Annotated in this window: 16 protein-coding genes; 10 read left to right on the top strand and 6 right to left on the bottom strand. The window is 61.8% G+C overall.

The features are described from left to right. The first annotated feature begins 4 nt into the window (after window positions 1-4). The 3 genes from CD932_RS13025 (at window position 5) to CD932_RS13035 (ending at window position 3,259) form a co-directional block, all read left to right on the top strand. Window positions 5-1,099, top strand: coding sequence for a type II asparaginase (locus CD932_RS13025; RefSeq protein ID WP_094442992.1), 1,095 nt, complete (start codon window positions 5-7; stop codon window positions 1,097-1,099). Window positions 1,100-1,218: 119 nt separating this feature from the next. Then, window positions 1,219-2,070, top strand: a complete 852-nt coding sequence (locus CD932_RS13030) for an MOSC domain-containing protein (protein ID WP_094442993.1) — start codon at window positions 1,219-1,221, stop codon at window positions 2,068-2,070. 34 nt (window positions 2,071-2,104) lie between these two features. Next, window positions 2,105-3,259, top strand: a complete 1,155-nt coding sequence (locus CD932_RS13035) for a diguanylate cyclase (RefSeq protein WP_094442994.1) — start codon at window positions 2,105-2,107, stop codon at window positions 3,257-3,259. Between the two features lies 1 nt (window position 3,260). Here the strand turns inward: CD932_RS13035 and CD932_RS13040 are convergent, their stop codons facing one another. After that, window positions 3,261-5,240, bottom strand: coding sequence for a monovalent cation:proton antiporter family protein (locus CD932_RS13040; RefSeq protein WP_094442995.1), 1,980 nt, complete (start codon window positions 5,238-5,240; stop codon window positions 3,261-3,263). 108 nt (window positions 5,241-5,348) lie between these two features. Here CD932_RS13040 and CD932_RS13045 point away from each other — a divergent pair, with 108 nt between their 5' ends. The 6 genes from CD932_RS13045 to raiA all read left to right on the top strand — a co-directional run bounded on the left by CD932_RS13045 (window position 5,349) and on the right by raiA (window position 10,307). Further along, window positions 5,349-6,359: an SIS domain-containing protein gene (locus CD932_RS13045; protein ID WP_094442996.1), complete on the top strand. Its 1,011-nt coding sequence runs from the start codon at window positions 5,349-5,351 to the stop codon at window positions 6,357-6,359. 53 nt (window positions 6,360-6,412) lie between these two features. After that, the gene (lptC, locus tag CD932_RS13050) at window positions 6,413-7,018 is read left to right on the top strand and encodes an LPS export ABC transporter periplasmic protein LptC (protein WP_254926569.1); all 606 of its coding nucleotides are present in this window, start codon (window positions 6,413-6,415) and stop codon (window positions 7,016-7,018) included. 20 nt (window positions 7,019-7,038) lie between these two features. Beyond that, the gene (gene lptA, locus CD932_RS13055) at window positions 7,039-7,641 is read left to right on the top strand and encodes a lipopolysaccharide transport periplasmic protein LptA (protein WP_094442997.1); all 603 of its coding nucleotides are present in this window, start codon (window positions 7,039-7,041) and stop codon (window positions 7,639-7,641) included. Next, window positions 7,641-8,399: an LPS export ABC transporter ATP-binding protein gene (gene lptB / locus CD932_RS13060; RefSeq protein ID WP_094442998.1), complete on the top strand. Its 759-nt coding sequence runs from the start codon at window positions 7,641-7,643 to the stop codon at window positions 8,397-8,399. Before lptA ends, lptB begins: the two co-directional genes overlap by 1 nt. Window positions 8,400-8,403: 4 nt before the next feature. Beyond that, window positions 8,404-9,882, top strand: a complete 1,479-nt coding sequence (locus CD932_RS13065; protein WP_094442999.1) for an RNA polymerase factor sigma-54 — start codon at window positions 8,404-8,406, stop codon at window positions 9,880-9,882. A 68-nt stretch (window positions 9,883-9,950) separates the two neighbouring features. Continuing rightward, window positions 9,951-10,307, top strand: coding sequence for a ribosome-associated translation inhibitor RaiA (raiA, locus tag CD932_RS13070; RefSeq protein ID WP_094443000.1), 357 nt, complete (start codon window positions 9,951-9,953; stop codon window positions 10,305-10,307). 82 nt (window positions 10,308-10,389) lie between these two features. Here raiA and rapZ read toward each other — a convergent pair whose 3' ends face one another. The 5 genes from rapZ to ilvA form a co-directional block, all read right to left on the bottom strand. Further along, a complete protein-coding gene (rapZ, locus tag CD932_RS13075; RefSeq protein WP_094443001.1) occupies window positions 10,390-11,253 on the bottom strand; it encodes an RNase adapter RapZ in 864 nt (287 codons plus the stop codon). 260 nt (window positions 11,254-11,513) lie between these two features. Next, the gene (hprK, locus tag CD932_RS13080) at window positions 11,514-12,449 is read right to left on the bottom strand and encodes an HPr(Ser) kinase/phosphatase (protein ID WP_094443002.1); all 936 of its coding nucleotides are present in this window, start codon (window positions 12,447-12,449) and stop codon (window positions 11,514-11,516) included. Between the two features lie 36 nt (window positions 12,450-12,485). Next, window positions 12,486-12,968 (bottom strand): PTS sugar transporter subunit IIA, encoded by a 483-nt coding sequence (locus CD932_RS13085; protein ID WP_094443003.1) that lies wholly within the window; start codon window positions 12,966-12,968, stop codon window positions 12,486-12,488. Window positions 12,969-13,312: 344 nt separating this feature from the next. Next, entirely contained in the window at window positions 13,313-14,155 is an 843-nt protein-coding gene (gene queF, locus CD932_RS13090; protein WP_094443004.1) for an NADPH-dependent 7-cyano-7-deazaguanine reductase QueF, read from the bottom strand. Window positions 14,156-14,242: 87 nt separating this feature from the next. Continuing rightward, complete coding sequence (gene ilvA, locus CD932_RS13095; protein WP_094443005.1) at window positions 14,243-15,778, bottom strand: threonine ammonia-lyase, biosynthetic; 1,536 nt, start codon at window positions 15,776-15,778, stop codon at window positions 14,243-14,245. Window positions 15,779-15,974: 196 nt separating this feature from the next. Here ilvA and CD932_RS13100 point away from each other — a divergent pair, with 196 nt between their 5' ends. Then, on the top strand, window positions 15,975-16,466 hold the full coding sequence (locus tag CD932_RS13100) for a YqaA family protein (RefSeq protein ID WP_094443006.1): 492 nt from the start codon (window positions 15,975-15,977) through the stop codon (window positions 16,464-16,466). The last annotated feature ends 9 nt before the right edge of the window (window positions 16,467-16,475 follow it).

Genomic DNA, 16,475 nt, shown 5'->3' on the forward strand with positions numbered 1-16,475 from the left:
TACCATGTTTTCACGCAAAATCCAATCTTGTGCACAGCTGATGCTGGCCACCTTGATGATGAGCTTTGTCGCCACCGCGCCCGCGCGCGCGCAGCAGGCGGCCGTCAAACTGCCGAACGTGGTGATCCTGGCGACCGGCGGCACCATCGCCGGCAGCGGCGCCGACAGCACCACCACCGTCGGCTATACCTCGGCCACCGTGGGCGTCGAGCGCCTGATCGCCGCCGTGCCGGAACTGAAGAAAGTGGCGAACGTGAAAGGCGAGCAGGTATTCCAGATCGCCAGCGAAAGCATGACCAATCAACACTGGTTGACCCTGGCCAAGCGCATCAATGTGCTGCTCGCTTCGCAAGACGTCGATGGCGTGGTCGTCACGCACGGCACCGATACCATCGAAGAAACCGCCTACTTCCTGAACCTCACCGTCAAGAGCAACAAGCCGGTGGTGGTGGTGGGCGCCATGCGGCCATCGACGGCGATCTCGGCCGATGGCCCGATCAATCTGTACAACGCGGTTCTGCTCGCTGGCAGCAAGGAAGCCGTCGGCAAGGGCGTGCTGGTGGCCTTGAACGACCAGATCAATGCCGCGCGCGAAGTGACCAAGACCAATACCTCGACCACCGACACCTTCAAGTCGACCGAACTGGGCATGCTCGGCTATATCCAGGGCAGCAAACCCTTCTTTTATCGCCAGTCGACGCGCAAGCACACGCTGGAAGCGGAATTTGACGTCAGCAAGCTCGATTCCCTGCCGCAAGTGGACATCGTCTATGGCTACGCCAACATGAACCGGGTGGGCATGGACGCCTTTATCGCCGCTGGCGCCAAGGGCATCATCCACGCCGGCGTGGGCGACGGCAGCGTGGCCGCGCAAATGAAGCCGGCACTGGTCGAGGCGCGCCAGAAGGGCGTGCTGATCGTGCGTTCGAGCCGCGTAGGCCAGGGCATCGTGGCGCGCAATGGCGAAGCCAATGACGACGAACTCGACAGCGTTGTGTCCGATACGCTGAACCCGCAAAAAGCCCGCATCCTGCTGATGCTGGCCCTGACCAAGACCAATAGCACGCAAGAAATCCAGCGTATTTTCTACACCTACTGATGCTGCTGCGCGCTGGCGTGCTTTTTGCCTCATCAGGCAGATTTACGCTGGCCCGCTTTGCTGCCATACTGCGCCTCTGAACAATGAATCGGCAGCGGCTGCGGCGCTGCCCATGGCGCATGGCTATCCTGTCCGGCATTACCCTTTATCCCATCAAATCGTGCGCCGGCATCGCCTTGCGCGAGGCCGTGCTGACCGACTGCGGCCTGATGAGCGAACACGTGTATGACCGCGAGTGGATGGTGGTCGACGCCGATGGCCGCTTCCTGACCCAGCGCGACTATCCGCGCATGGCGCTGATCGTGCCCACCATCAAGGCGAGCACCCTGGAAGTGCGCGCGCCCGGCATGCTGCGCCTGGAAATCGAACTGGGCTTGCCGCACCCGCAACGCTCGCCCATGCAGGAAGTCCAGTTGTGGGACGAGCAGGTGCGCGCCTATGATTGCGACGACGTGACGGCGGCCTGGTTTTCCAACGCCATCGGCACGCCATGCCGGCTGGTACGCTTTCATCCGGATGTGGTGCGCACCACCGGCACTACCTGGACCGGCGGCATTGCCGCGCCCACCCTGTTTTCCGACGGTTATCCGCTGCTGGTGGCCAGCGTGGCCTCGCTCGATGATGTGAACGAGAAACTGCGCGCGGCCGGCCGCGCGCCGTTGCCGATGAACCGTTTTCGGCCCAATCTGGTACTCGACGGCATCGGCGCTTTCGAGGAAGATTATGCCGAAGCGCTGCAGTTCGGCGCCACCACCCTGAAACCCGTCAAGCCGTGTCCGCGCTGCCCGATTCCCTCGGTCGACCAGGAAACGGGCGTGCCGGGACCTGACCCGCTCGATGTCATGCACGGCTACCGCGCCAAGCCTGAACTCGACGGCGCGATCTGCTTCGGCATGAACGCCATCGTCATCCAGGGGGGCGACGAACGCATCGTGGTAGGCCAGGAAGTTGGTTTCGAGCTGGCGTTTTAAGCGTGGTGGCCGCACAGAAGGGTTTGAGGTGTCTATGAGTCAACCGATATCGTCAGGGTCAGGCCCCGCCAGCCAGGCTGCGGCCATCACCCGCCTGGAAGCGGAAAACCAGGCCTTGCGCGCGCACCTGGCGTATTTGACCGAACAGCTCGAGCGCAACCACGACATCATGGGCCGCCACCAGGCGTTCGACCTGGAAATCGTCGGCGCCTCGACCTTTCCCGAACTGATCGGCACTATCTTTCGCACCCTGCCCGTGGTCTCCGGGCTCGACGGCGTGACCCTGAGCCTGGTTGACGAGGGCGACGATATCCTGGTGGTGATGGAAAAGCTGGGCGTCGATTTCAGCGCCTTTCCGCAGATGCTGTTCGTGCATGGTCCCGGCGAACTGGGCTTCATGCCGGCCGCCGAAGGCGCGCCGCCCCTGCCGCTGCTCGGTCCGTTCGATGCGGCCGTGCATGGCGTGCGCTTTCCGGCCAGCGACGTCGTGCTGCGCAGCGTGGCGCTGGTGCCCTTGCTGCGCAACCGGCGGCTGATCGGCAGCCTGAACCTGGCCAGCAGCGATGCCGCGCGCTTTACACCGGCGCTGGGCACCGACTTCATCAAGCACATGGCCTCGATTATCGCGATCTGCCTGGAAAACGTGATCAGCAATGAAATGCTCAAATATATCGGCCTGACCGATGCGCTGACGGGCGTCTACAACCGCCGCTATATCGACCGGCGCCTGCTCGAAGAAATCGCCCGCGCGCGGCGCCAGCAGTATTGCATCACCTGCATGTATATCGATATTGACCATTTCAAGCGCGTCAACGACACCCACGGCCACCAGGGCGGCGACGAGGTGCTGCGCGAAGTGGCGGCGCGCATTCGCCACGAATTGCGCCGCTCCGATGCGCTGGGGCGTTTTGGCGGCGAGGAATTTGTCGTGCTGCTGATCGATGCGGACCTGGCCAGCGCTACGGTTGTTGCCGAGCGCATCCGCGCCAGCATCGCCGACGCGCCGTTCGACCTGCCGGGCGCCGTGCAGGCATCGGTCAGCGTGTCGATCGGCGTGGCCAGCCTGCCGTCGCAGGCGAACGCGTTGCCGATCGACGTGGTGGCACAGCAACTGGTGGCCCATGCGGACCAGGCCTTGTACCAGGCCAAGGCGGGCGGGCGCAACCGGGTGGTCAGCGCAGTGGGCTGACTTACTTGCGCAGCAGGTTTTCCGCTTTCGCCACCGCATCGGCGCTGCCGCGCAGCACCACCACGTCGCCGCTCGACAATTCGAGCTCGGGCGTGACGGCCAGGCTGCTGCGTCCGCGGCGGATGCTGGCTACCTGCGCGCCGCAGCCTGCCATGTCGATGCTGCTCAAGGCCACGCCGATGCAGCGCGCGCTGTCGCCGACGGTAACCGAATGCAGGCGTTCGAGCTCGGCGTCGTCGCCGGCGTCGCTGGTGCCATGGAAATAGCCGCGCAGCGAGGCGTAGCGTTTTTCGCGCGCGGCCTGCACCCGGTGCACCACGCGGCGCAGCGGCACGCCCATCATGATCAGGGCGTGCGAGGCCAGCATCAGGCTGCCTTCCATCAATTCCGGCACCACTTCGGTGGCGCCCGCGTCGCGCAACTGGTCCAGGTCGCTGTCGTCGTAGCTGCGCACGATGACAGGCAGCGTCGGCGCCAGTTCATTGACCAGATGTAGCAAGCGCAGGGCCGCCGGTGTGTTGGCGTAGGTAATCACCACGGCGCTGGCCCGGTAAATGCCGGCCGCCACCAGGCTTTCGCGCCGGCCTGCGTCGCCATACGAGACATGGGCGCCGGCCAGTTGCGCTTCCTGTACCCGTTCCGGGTCCAGGTCCAGCGCATGGTATTCGATCTTTTCTTCCGTCAGCAGGGTCGCCAGGCTTTGCCCGCTGCGCCCGAAGCCGGCGATCAGCACGTGTCTCTGGGCCGCCATGGTGCGCGTGGCGATCTTCGTCAGCGCCAGCGACTGCATCATCCAGTCGTTGGCGGCCAGCTTCATGACGATGGCGTCGGACTTGGCGATCATCAGCGGCGCGATCAGCATCGACAGCACCATCGCCGCCAGCACCACCTGCACCACGAAGGGGTCCATCAGCTTGATGCCGCCGGCCAAATTGAGCAGCACGAAGCCGAATTCGCCGGCCTGCGCCAGTCCCAGCCCGGTGCGCAGGGCCACCCCCTGGGAGGCGCCGAACAGCCGGGCCAGGCCGGCGATCAGGGCGAATTTGAGCAGCACGGGCGCGCACAGCAGCAGCAAGACGAGCCACCAGTTCTCAAACACCACGCGGATATTGAGCAGCATGCCGACCGTGATGAAAAACAGGCCCAGCAGCACGTCGCGGAAAGGTTTGATATCCTCTTCCACCTGGTGCTTGAATTCGGTCTCGGAAATGAGCATGCCGGCCACAAAGGCGCCCAGTGCCAGCGACAGGCCGGCGCGCTCGGTGATCCAGGCCGCACCCAGGGTAATCAACAGCAGGTTGAGCATGAACAGTTCCTGCGAGCGGCGCTTGGCGACGATGGTCAGCCAGCCGCGCACCATTTTTTGCCCGAGGAACAGCAGCAGGATCAATACGACGACCGCCTTGGCGCCGGCCCAGGCCAGCGTTTCGGCCAGGTTCTCCGAGTCTTTGGTCAGCGCCGGGATCAGGATCAACAGCGGCACCACGGCCAGGTCCTGGAACAGCAGGATGCCGATGATCTTGCGGCCGTGTTCGCTTTCGAGTTCGAGCCGTTCTGTCAGCATTTTTGACACGATGGCGGTCGACGACATGGCCAGCGCGCCGCCGAGCGCAAACGCGGCCTGCCAGCTCAGGTGAAAGTAGGCCGACAGATAGCGCCCCACCAGCGCCCCGAAAACGACGGTGGCGACGATGGTGGTGACCACCTGCGCCAGCCCCAAGCCGAAGACGATGCGCCGCATGGCGAGAAACTTGGGAAGGGAAAACTCGAGCCCGATGGAAAACATCAGGAAGACGACGCCGAATTCGGCCAGGGTATGGCTTGCTTCATTCTCGGCGGCCAGGCCCAGCGCATGCGGGCCGATGACGATGCCGACGGCCAGGTAGCCGAGCATGGGGGGCAAGTGCAACATTCTGAAAGCGACCACGCCAAGCACGGCGCTGCCGAGTAACATCAGGGTCAGTTCTAGCGAGGAAAACATGGGTTGCCCGGGGTGGTCAGTGGAAATCGTTGTTTGTTGTGACTGGCAAGTTTTTTGCTTTCCTAATTCGTTTATACTTTGGGCATGAGTGTAACCCATGAAAAAACAATGCAGAAAGCTTTTGATCGAAGTGACATGAAAGCCACAAGCGAGCGCGCCGTGGCGCTGGCGCGCACCGCCTTGCGGATCGAGGCGGACGCCATCGTTGCGCTGCACGCACGCCTGGCAACGGACGACAGTGTGGGCCGCGCCGTGGCCCTGCTGCTCGAATGCAAGGGCCGCGTGGTGGTGTCGGGTATCGGCAAGTCCGGCCATATCGCGCGCAAGATCGCCGCCACCCTGGCCTCGACCGGCACGCCGGCCATGTTCGTGCATCCGGCCGAAGCGGCCCATGGCGACCTGGGCATGGTCACCTCGGACGATGCCTTTATCGCCATCTCGTATTCGGGCGAATCGGCCGAACTGATGGCCATCATGCCGGTCGTCAAGCGCATGGGTGGCCTGTTGATCGCCATGACGGGCAAGCCGCAATCGAGCCTGGCGCAACTGGCCGATGTGCACCTCGATATTTCTGTGGAAAAAGAAGCGTGCCCGCTGAACCTGGCGCCGACCGCCAGCACCACCGTCACGCTGGCGCTGGGCGACGCGCTGGCCGTGGCGCTGCTGGACTTGCGTGGTTTCAAGGAAGAAGATTTTGCCCGTTCGCATCCCGGTGGCGCCCTGGGCCGCCGCCTGCTCACGCATGTGCGTGACGTGATGCGCAGCGGCGAGCAGGTGCCGAAAGTAGCGCTCGAGGCGTCGTTGTTGCAGGCGCTGGAAGAAATGACGAGGAAGGGCATGGGCATGACGGCCGTGGTGGACGCGCAGAACCGCCCGGTGGGCGTGTTTACCGATGGCGACTTGCGCCGCATGTTCGAGCGCGTGCAGGACTTCACGCAAGTGGCGATCCGCGACGTGATGCATGCCAGCCCGCGCAGCATCGCGCCCGAACGCCTCGCAGTCGATGCGGTGGCCGTGATGGAACAGCACCGCATCAACCAGATGCTGGTGGTCGACCTTGATGGCAAGCTGGTCGGCGCCTTGCATATCCATGACCTGACGCAGGCCAAGGTCATCTGATGCCCGCTGCATCAGGCCTGGGTGGCGGCCCTATTTTTTGAAAGTGAAACCCTATGCGTAAGCCAGAAGGCGCCCATCGCTGGCGCATGATCTTTACCGTGCTGGGCGCCGTCGCGGTGGCGCTGGGCAGCTTCTGGCTGCTTGAATTGATAAACAAGGGCAGCCTGGACGTCAATGGCGCCAAAAAGCTGGACGAACCCGATTACTTCGTCACCAATTTCAGCCTGGTGCGCATGGACTTGCAGGGCAAGCCGAGCTATATCGTGTCCGGCGCCAAGCTCACGCACTATCCGGCCGACGATTCTTCCGATATCGACCAGCCCTTCGTGCGCAAGATCAGCCCGGACGTGCCGCCGCTGAACATGACGGCGGAGCTGGCCCATATCGACCAGGGCAATACGCGGCTGCACTTGTCGCGCAATGTCGTGATCGACCGCGTGGCCGGTCCCAAAACGCAGAACATGACGCTGAAAACCGAGGCGTTGACGATCTTTCCCGATGAAGAACGGATGGAGTCAGCCGTGCCGGTCGACCTGGTGTCGGGGCGTTCGCACGTGACCGGCGTGGGCCTGAAGGCCGACAATGCCTCCAGCGTGGTGGAAGTGCCCAATTCGGTACGCATCGTGATTCCGCCGCGCAAAGCCGCGCCGGCCAAATAAATAAAGAGGACACTATCAACATGAAAAAAATATTGCTGCTCAGTTTGTTTTCCCTGGCCGTGATGGGCGCGGCCCATGCCGAAAAGGCCGACTCGGAAAAGGAAGCCGTCATCACCGCCCAGCGCGGCCAGGTCGATGACATCAAGCAAATCCGCACCCTGACCGGCGACGTGGTGCTGGTCAAGGGCACCCTGACCATGAAGGCAGGCCGCGCCCTGATCACCGAAGATCCGCAGGGCTACCAGTTCATCACTTTCTGGGGCGAGGCGGGCAAGCTGGCCACCTTCCGCCAGAAGCGCGATGGCGCTGGCGACCTGTGGGTGGAAGGCGAGGCGGAGCGGGTTGAATACAATAACAAGACGGAAGTGGTGAAATTGTTTTCCAAGGCCAAGCTCACGCGCCTGCAAGGCAGCAAGCCGACCGACGTGGCTAACGGCGCCTTCATTTCCTATGACAGCCGCAATGAATTATTCAACATGGAAAACAGTGACAGCGGCACCAGCGCCCCGGGCGCCGGCAGCGTGCGCATGGTGATCCAGCCGAAGAACAAGCCGGCGGCGGAGAAAACTCCCGCCGCGCCTGCGCCGGTGCCCACGCCAGTGCCCACGCCAGGAAAGAAATAATGGATAACAATTTACGTTGTGGCAGCACCCTGATCGTGCGTGGGCTGCAGAAAACCTATGGCAAGCGGCAAGTCGTGCATGATGTCTCGCTGCAAGTCGAATGCGGTGAAGTGGTGGGCCTCCTGGGGCCGAACGGCGCCGGCAAGACCACCTCGTTCTACATGATCGTCGGCCTGGTGCCGTCGGACGGTGGCACCATCGATATCAGCGGCGTCGATATTTCCAGCCTGCCGATCCACCGCCGCGCGCAGATGGGCTTGTCCTACCTGCCGCAGGAGGCGTCGGTGTTTCGCAAGCTGACGGTGGAAGATAATATCCGCGCCGTGCTGGAAATCCAGACCGTCGATGGCCGGCCCCTGAAAAAACCCGAAATCGAAGCACGGCTCGATAAATTGCTGGCCGACTTGCAGATTGAAAAGCTGCGCGAAAACCAGGCGCTGTCGCTGTCCGGCGGCGAGCGCCGCCGCGTGGAAATTGCGCGCGCGCTGGCCACCGATCCGCGTTTCGTGCTGCTCGACGAGCCGTTCGCCGGCGTCGATCCGATCGCCGTGATCGAAATCCAGCGCATTGTGCGTTTTTTGAAGGAACGCAATATCGGCGTGCTGATCACCGACCATAATGTGCGCGAAACGCTGGGCATCTGCGACCGCGCCTACATCATCAATCAGGGCTCGGTGCTGGCGTCGGGCCGGCCCGACGACATCATCGCCAACGAGTCGGTCCGCCGGGTCTATCTGGGCGAACACTTCCGCATGTAAGCCGATGAAACAATCACTGCAGCTGCGCACTTCGCAGCACCTGGCACTGACGCCGCAATTACAGCAATCGATACGCCTGTTGCAATTGTCCACGCTGGAATTGCACCAGGAGCTGGAGCAATTGCTGACCGACAATCCCTTGCTGGAGCGGCTCGACGATCCGCTCGACCGTTCGCTGCGCCTGCTGTCCGATGGCGCCCTGAGTTCGACGGCGGCGCCCGCTGAAGCGCCACCGGCGCCGCCGGGCCAGGAAGCGCCGGCGCCGGCGGCCGAAGCGGAAACCTTCGATGGCGACGCCGGCGAGAGCACGGCCGCGCCCGAGGGCGGCGACAACGACTGGAATGAAGCGAGCCGCGGCAAGGCGCCCGACGATGAAGATTCCCGCCCACAACTCGAAGCCCACCACTGCACCCTGCGCGAGTACCTGATGGAACAGATGCGCGTGACGGTGCTGGAACTGCGCGACCGCGCGCTGGTCGAACTGATCATCGATGCGCTTGACGACAATGGCTATCTGGAAGAGCCGCTCGACGATATCCTGGCGCGCCTGCCCGAGGAACTGGAAGTCGATGCCGACGAGATGCGCACGGCCCTGTCGCTGCTGCAAAGTTTCGATCCGGCCGGCGTGGGCGCGCGCAATGCGTCCGAATGCCTGGCGCTGCAGATCAGGCGCCTGCCACAGGTGGCGCTGGTGACGCGCCGCATGGCCTTGACCATCGTTGAAAAACACCTGACATGGTTTGCCCAGCGCGACTTCAACAAGCTGAAAAAAGTCCTCGATTGCGACGACGAAGACTTGCGCGAAGCGCAGACCGTGATTCGCCTGTGCAACCCGCATCCGGGCGCCGTGTTCGCTTCCGATGTGTCGGACTATGTGGTGCCGGACGTGGTGGTCAAGCGCGCGCGCAATGGCTGGCAGGTCTCGCTCAACAATGACGTGATGCCGCGCCTGCGCGTGAACGCCATGTACGCCAACCTGCTCAAGCAGGGCAAGGGTGAAGGCGGCATGGGCGCGCAGCTGCAGGAAGCCAAGTGGCTGATCAAGAACATGCGCCAGCGCTTCGACACCATCCTGCGCGTGGCGCAGGCGATAGTAGAACGGCAAAAGGATTTTTTCTCGCACGGTGCAGTTGCCATGCGGCCACTTGTGCTTCGCGAAATAGCTGATACACTGGGTTTACACGAGAGTACTATCTCGCGGGTAACAACCCAAAAGTACATGCTGACCCCGCATGGAATGTTTGAGTTGAAGTATTTCTTTGGCAGCCACGTCGCCACCGAAGCAGGAGGGGAGGCGTCATCGACGGCGATACGGGCCTTGATCGTGCAATTGACAGGAGCAGAGAACCCTAAAAATCCTTTATCCGACAGTAAGATTGCGGACATGCTGGGGGAACAAGGCATGGTGATTGCGCGACGTACTGTTGCCAAATACCGGGAAGCGTTGAAAATACCGCCAGTGAGTCTGCGTAAGTCTTTGTAGTTTTTTCGGTTCCTCTGCGGGCCGGAACGATGGACACCGCACGAACCCGATCATCTTTAGGAGTGTGTATGAATCTCACCATCAGCGGACATCATCTCGAAGTGACACCAGCCATCCGTGAATACGTACAAACCAAACTGGAGCGCGTGAAACGCCATTTCGATCATGTAATCGATATTGCCGTGATTCTGACCGTCGACAACCTCAAAGAGAAAGAAAAACGCCAGAAGGCCGAAGTGAATCTGCGACTGAGCGGCAAGACCGTCTACGTGGAAAGCCTGGCGCAAGACCTGTATGCCGCGATCGACAGCCTGATCGACAAGCTGGACCGGCAAGTGATGAAATACAAAACCAAAGTGCAAGGGCACGGTAAAGAGGCGATCAAGCATCTGCCAGACAACAGTCCCGAAGAAGCCGCCGCCTGAGGCCTGCGCTGCGGATTGTTGTGATCAACTAAGGGCGCGCTGTGTACACTTCGCGCCCTTTTTTGCGTCCATTTTTTCCTGCTTAGTTACGTTCGCGGTGGCGCAGCACGACCCGTTCGCGGTCGGCAAAATACTGCGCCAGATGCTCGGCCATATACACCGAACGATGCTGCCCTCCCGTGCAGCCGAGCGCCACCGTCAGATAGCTGCGGTTGTCGGACTTGAACGACGGCAGCCATTTTTCGATGAAATTGCGGATGTCGGTCAACAGTTCGACCGCACTGGGCTGGGCGTCCAGGAAGGCGATCACGGGTGCATCGCGGCCATCGAGCTGCCGCAACGCCAGGTCGTAATACGGATTGGGCAGCGCGCGCACGTCGAACACGAAGTCGGCGTCGAGCGGCACGCCGAGCTTGAAGGCGAATGATTCGAAAAACAGGGTCAGCGGCGCGCGCTCGGAGGCGAGGATATCCTTGATCCATTCGCGTAGCTTGTTGGCTCGCAATTCTGATGTGTCGATGACATGGCCGAGCTGTTCGATCGCCGACAGCCGTTCGCGCTCTTCCGAAATGCATTCGATCAGCGTGCGGCGGCTGGCCGGATTCTGGTCAGGGCGCAATTCATGCGACAGCGGATGGCTGCGCCGGGTTTCCGAGAAACGCGCCACCAGCGAGTGCGTGGTGGCCGTCAGGAACATCACCTTGACGTCATGCCCCTGATCGCGCAGCAGCGCCACACTGTGCGGCAGGTTGGCCAGCGACTCGGCGCTACGCGCATCGACGGCCACGCCCAAGCGGTCCGTGCCTTCTTCCAGCAGGGTTTGCACCAGGCTGGGCAACAAGGCTGGCGGCAGGTTGTCGACGCAGTAGTAGCCGGTATCTTCCAGCACCTTGAGTGCCACGGATTTGCCGGAGCCGGATATACCGGTAATAAGGATGATATGCATGCGGCAATCATACAATAAAGGCTGCGTAAGCGCCCCGTGGCAGCCTGGTCTACAAATTATTGCAATTGATTGTGTGGTGCTGGTTAAACAATTTCATGTCAAATCTTTTACCCCAAGCAAGTGCCGGAAGCAGGCCCGAAGGGTCTGACCCCGACTAATCGCCGCTCATGGCGAGTCGTTGGTGTAGCAGGGAATTCACGAAGCATCGCTTCGTGCCTGCGTAACGGTTCGCCCTTGCAAGGGCGAACTCCCTGGCAACATTAATCGCCGCTCATGGCGAGTCGTTGCCGTTCCATAAATTCCTGCAAGGTATCAATCCCGCGCAGTTGCAAGATGGTATTGCGCACGGCCGCTTCGAGCAGTACGGCGATATTGCGGCCGGCAGCGACGGGGATGACGACCTTGCGCACGGGCAGGCCCAGCACGTCTTCGGTGGGGAACAGGAAGGGCAGGCGCTCGACTTCTTCTTCCAGCGCGTTGCGGCGCACCAGGTGCACGATCAGTTTCAATCGCATCTTGCGGCGCACGGCCGTTTCGCCAAAGATGGCCTTGATGTCGAGCAGGCCCAGGCCGCGCACTTCGAGCAGGTTCTGCAGCAGGGGCGGGCAGCGTCCTTCGATCATGTTGGGGGCGATGCGCGAGAACTCGACGGCGTCGTCGGCCACCAGGCCGTGGCTGCGCGAAATCAGTTCCAGTCCCAGCTCGCTCTTGCCCAGGCCGGAGTCGCCGGTGATCAGCACGCCCACGCCCAGCACGTCCATGAACACGCCATGCATGATGATGCGCTGCGCCAGCTTTTTCGACAGGTAGACGCGCAGGAAGTCGATCACTTGCGCGGCCGGCAGCGGCGTGGAAAACAGGGGGATATTCTGCTCGTCGCAGATGGCGAGGATGTCGGGCGGCGTTTCCAGTCCTTGCGCGATGATCAGCGCCGGCGGGCCGCCGGCGATCAGTTCGCCGATCACGTGGGTGCGCGTACTGACCTTCAGGCGCTGATAGTAATTGATTTCCTGGTGACCGAACACCTGGATGCGGCCCGGGTGGATCAGGTTCAAATGGCCGACCTGGTCGGCGGCCGACGAGACGTCGCCCGAGATCAGGCGTTCGCCGCCGGGAAAGCCGGCGAACCAGCCCAGTTGCAGATTTTCGCGATTGTCGTCGTACAGGCGTTGTATCGTCAGCGGCGTTTGCAACATGGCAGTTTTCTTCAGGAGTGGATCAATACCTGAAGTTTAACCCGCCGCTTGCAGACTGGGTTGCCAATTGACGATGCGCGAGTGCACTGATTTCGGCTCCGGATCGGTGGCCAGCGCCGTGCGGAAGGCGTCGTCGGAAAACATTTCGGCGATTTCCGACAGGATTTCCAGGTGTTGCTGGGTCACATGATCGGGGATCAGCAGGAAAAACAACAGGCTGACCGGCTTGCCGTCGGGCGACTCGAACGGAATCGGCTCGGCCAGGCGCACAAAGGCGCCCAGCGGCGCTTTCAAGGTCTTGGCACCCTTGATGCGGCCATGCGGCACGGCTACACCATGGCCCAGGCCGGTCGAGCCCAGGCGTTCGCGGGCGAACAGATTGTCCGACACGGTGGAGCGGGCGATGCCGTAGTTGTTTTCGAAGATCAGGCCGGCTTGCTCGAAAGCGCGCTTTTTGCTGGACACTTCCAGGTCCAGCAGGACGTTTTCGAGGGATAGTATTTTGCTAAGATTAGTCATGACACTCAATGAAATGGTGCAATGCGCAGAGGGCTTGCGAGCCGAATTATAGGCCTGTTTTTGTGGCCTGTAACGCCAATTCTCAACAGTATAAGCTCGCTGCCGGCGCAGTGGACACTCTGGCGGGGCAAGCAAGCATTTTATCAAAAAAATAACGTCAAAGGGAATTAGCTATTTCTTGATTGAAAACGAATCTCCTGCCGGTTTTTTCGTTGCCGAATGCCGATTTTCCGACTTTTCAGCGTTTTGTGTTGCTTGCCGCATGTACGCTGGCGTTGTTTTAAAACACAGCCAGCGTTCCAGAAAGCATTATTCTGCGCGCTTCCGGCGGCCATGACCAGCACTTATTGGCGCGCGTTGCGCAGGTTGCCCGGCAGCTTGCCGGAACTGTAGTTGCTGCGCCAGGGGTTGATGTCCAGGCCGCCGCGGCGTGTATAGCGCGCATAGACCGACAGTTTTTGTGGCTTGCATTGGCGCAAGATGTCGACAAAGATGCGTTCGACGCACTGCTCATGGAATTCATTATGTTCACGGAAACCGATCAGGTAGCGCAACAGGCTTTCCTGGTCGATCTGCGGTCCCGCATACTCGATCTGCACGCTGCCCCAGTCCGGCTGGCCGGTGACCAGGCAATTCGATTTGAGCAGGTGCGATACCAGCTTTTCTTCCACCGGCGCCTCGTCCAGCGCCGCTTTGAGCAACTGCGGCGACGGCGTGTAGTCGGTGATGTCCAGGTCCAGGCGGTCGAGCAGCACGCCGTCGAATTCGCCCATCTTCAGCTTGCCGAAGTCTTCCTGCAAGGTCAGCTCCACCCGCACCGGCGCGCCAAAGCCGGCCGACAGATCCTGTTTCAGCAGGGCCAGCAGCGCTTCGGGACCGTCCAGTTTGGTCTGGTTGAAGGAGTTCAGGTAGAGCTTGAACGACTTCGATTCGATGATATTGGGCGAGTCGGCCGGCGCGCTGACCTTGGCGATGGCCACTTGCGGCTTGCCGCGCAGGTTCAGCCACGACAATTCGTAGGCGTTCCAGATATCGAGGCCAAAGAAGGGCAAGGTGCCGTGCAATGCCAGCTCGTCGCGCTTGCCCTGGCGCGGAATCGGGAACAGCAGCTCCGGCGCATAGTCGCTGCGGTAGGCCGAGCTTTTGCCCAGGGGAGACAGTTCGGCGAGGTCTAGGGTAGTGGTCATGATGATGGCGTCAATTCGGTCAAGCACGAATGGTAGCCTAAATCCCCCGGCGGCGAGTGTCGAGCCTGCCGCCGGTGAGGGATGCGTTTATCCCAGGAATAATTTATACACGGGATTGCTCGTCTCATCCCAATACCGATACCCCAGAGTATCGAGAAAACGGCCAAACTCGACCATCTCATCGGGTGGCACCTGCAGGCCGATCAGGATGCGGCCGACATCGCCGCCCTGGCTGCGGTAATGGCACAGCGAAATATTCCAGTTCGGCGCCATGCTGTCGAGAAAGCGCATCAGCGCGCCCGGGCGCTCGGGGAACTCGAAGCGGTACAGCAGCTCGTCCTGCGCCAGCCGGCTCTTGCCGCCCACCAGGTGGCGGATATGCGACTTGGCCAGTTCGTCGTGGGTCAGGTCGAGGGCGCGGAAGTCGTGTTCCTCGAAGCGTTTGGCCATGGCGCCGGACTCGTGGCGGTCGGCGATCTGGATGCCGACAAATACGTGGGCGTCTTTTTCGTCGCTGATGCGGTAGTTGAATTCTGTCACATTGCGCGCGCCGATCAGCGAGCAGAAACGCTTGAAGCTGCCGCGCTGTTCGCGCATGGTGACGGCGAACACGGCTTCGCGGAACTCGCCCAGCTCGGCTCGTTCAGCCACGAAACGCAGTCGGTCGAAATTCATGTTCGCGCCGCAGGCGATCGTCACCAGGGTCTGGTTGACGATGGGGTGCTTGGTCAGGCTGGCCCGTTCCACATACGCCTTGGCGCCGGCAATGGCCAGCGCGCCGGCCGGTTCCAGGATCGAACGCGTGTCGGTAAAGACGTCCTTGATGGCGGCGCAGATGGCGTCGGTGTCGACGATGATCACCTCATCCACGTATTGCTGGGCCAGGCGGAAGGTTTCCTCGCCTACCAGGCGCACCGCCGTGCCGTCGGAGAACAGGCCGACATCGGGCAGGGTCACGCGTTCTTTTGCTTTCAGCGAACGCGCCATGGCGTCCGAGTCGACCGTCTGTACGCCGATGATCTTGATATCGGGGCGTATCTGTTTGACATACGCCGCCACGCCGGCGATCAGGCCGCCGCCGCCGATGGCGATGAAAATGGCGTGGATCGGGCCGGCGTGCTGGCGCAGGATTTCCATGCCGATCGTGCCCTGGCCGGCGATCACGTCCGGGTCGTCGAACGGGTGCACAAACGTCAGCTTTTGTTCCTGTTCCAGGGTCAGCGCATGGTTGTAGGCGTCCGTGTACGAGTCGCCATGCAGCACGATTTCCACGCTGTTGCCGCCGCGCGCCCTGACCGCTTCGATTTTCAACGGCGGGGTGGTGGTCGGCATGACGATCAGCGCGCGGCAACCGAGGCGCGCGGCCGACAGCGCCACGCCTTGCGCATGGTTGCCGGCCGAGGCGCAAATGACGCCGCGCTTCAGTTGCGCTTCGCTCAGATGGGCCATCTTGTTGTAGGCGCCGCGCACCTTGAAGCTGAACACGCTTTGCATGTCCTCGCGCTTGAAGTAAATCTGGTTGCCGAGACGCTGCGACAGGTTCGGCGCCAGTTCCAGCGGCGTTTCGGAAGCGACGTCATAGACGCGGGCGGTCAGGATTTTCTTGAGGTAGTCGATGTTCATAGTCTGCAAGCGAGTGATTCTGGGCCAGGAAGTGCACTGGAGCGTGTACGTCGGCATGCCGTGCCCGGGCCGATAGCGGGGCGGCAGCATGTTCTTGGAACTGCGGGCCGGTGAGCCCTGGTGCGCCGCACGGTTCTTGTGGCGCGCAAGCTGCTCTTCATTATAATGGAGAGCCTTGCCCATGCCGAAGTGTTCAATGATCGAATCTGCAATCACCTGGCTGCTGCAACTGATCGCGGCGCCGGAGGTCGGGCTGACATCGGTCTTTCTGATCAGCTTTATTTCCGCCACCTTGCTGCCGCTCGGCTCAGAGCCGGCCGTATTCGCCGTCATCAAGGCCAATCCCGCGCTGTTCTGGTCCGCCATCTTTGTCGCCACCGTCGGCAACACCCTGGGCGGCGCCGTCGATTACTGGATCGGCTACCGCGCCAAGCAGGCGTTTGCCAGGGAACGCGACACGCGCTGGTTCCGCTGGCTGGCCCGCTACGGCGCCAAGACCATGCTGCTGGCCTGGCTGCCCGGCGTCGGCGACCCGCTGTGCACCCTGGCCGGCTGGCTCAAGCTGCCGTTCTGGCCCAGCGTGGCCTATATGGCGGTGGGCAAGTGCGCGCGCTATCTCACCATGACCACCTTGCTGCTGTACGTGCCCGATGGCGTATGGCACCGGATTGGGCAAATGCTGTCCTGAAACGTGCCA

Source organism: Janthinobacterium sp. PC23-8 (assembly GCF_002250505.1).
Lineage (GTDB): Bacteria > Pseudomonadota > Gammaproteobacteria > Burkholderiales > Burkholderiaceae_D > Janthinobacterium.

Bases quoted from the DNA above. Each gene is read 5' to 3' on its own strand.
- CD932_RS13025 (WP_094442992.1), top strand. From the start codon at position 5: ATGTTTTCACGCAAAATCCAATCTTGTGCACAGCTGATGCTGGCCACC.
- CD932_RS13030 (WP_094442993.1), top strand. From the start codon at position 1,219: ATGGCTATCCTGTCCGGCATTACCCTTTATCCCATCAAATCGTGCGCC.
- CD932_RS13035 (WP_094442994.1), top strand. From the start codon at position 2,105: ATGAGTCAACCGATATCGTCAGGGTCAGGCCCCGCCAGCCAGGCTGCG.
- CD932_RS13040 (WP_094442995.1), bottom strand. From the start codon at position 5,240: ATGTTTTCCTCGCTAGAACTGACCCTGATGTTACTCGGCAGCGCCGTG.
- CD932_RS13045 (WP_094442996.1), top strand. From the start codon at position 5,349: ATGCAGAAAGCTTTTGATCGAAGTGACATGAAAGCCACAAGCGAGCGC.
- lptC (WP_254926569.1), top strand. From the start codon at position 6,413: ATGCGTAAGCCAGAAGGCGCCCATCGCTGGCGCATGATCTTTACCGTG.
- lptA (WP_094442997.1), top strand. From the start codon at position 7,039: ATGAAAAAAATATTGCTGCTCAGTTTGTTTTCCCTGGCCGTGATGGGC.
- lptB (WP_094442998.1), top strand. From the start codon at position 7,641: ATGGATAACAATTTACGTTGTGGCAGCACCCTGATCGTGCGTGGGCTG.
- CD932_RS13065 (WP_094442999.1), top strand. From the start codon at position 8,404: ATGAAACAATCACTGCAGCTGCGCACTTCGCAGCACCTGGCACTGACG.
- raiA (WP_094443000.1), top strand. From the start codon at position 9,951: ATGAATCTCACCATCAGCGGACATCATCTCGAAGTGACACCAGCCATC.
- rapZ (WP_094443001.1), bottom strand. From the start codon at position 11,253: ATGCATATCATCCTTATTACCGGTATATCCGGCTCCGGCAAATCCGTG.
- hprK (WP_094443002.1), bottom strand. From the start codon at position 12,449: ATGTTGCAAACGCCGCTGACGATACAACGCCTGTACGACGACAATCGC.
- CD932_RS13085 (WP_094443003.1), bottom strand. From the start codon at position 12,968: ATGACTAATCTTAGCAAAATACTATCCCTCGAAAACGTCCTGCTGGAC.
- queF (WP_094443004.1), bottom strand. From the start codon at position 14,155: ATGACCACTACCCTAGACCTCGCCGAACTGTCTCCCCTGGGCAAAAGC.
- ilvA (WP_094443005.1), bottom strand. From the start codon at position 15,778: ATGAACATCGACTACCTCAAGAAAATCCTGACCGCCCGCGTCTATGAC.
- CD932_RS13100 (WP_094443006.1), top strand. From the start codon at position 15,975: ATGATCGAATCTGCAATCACCTGGCTGCTGCAACTGATCGCGGCGCCG.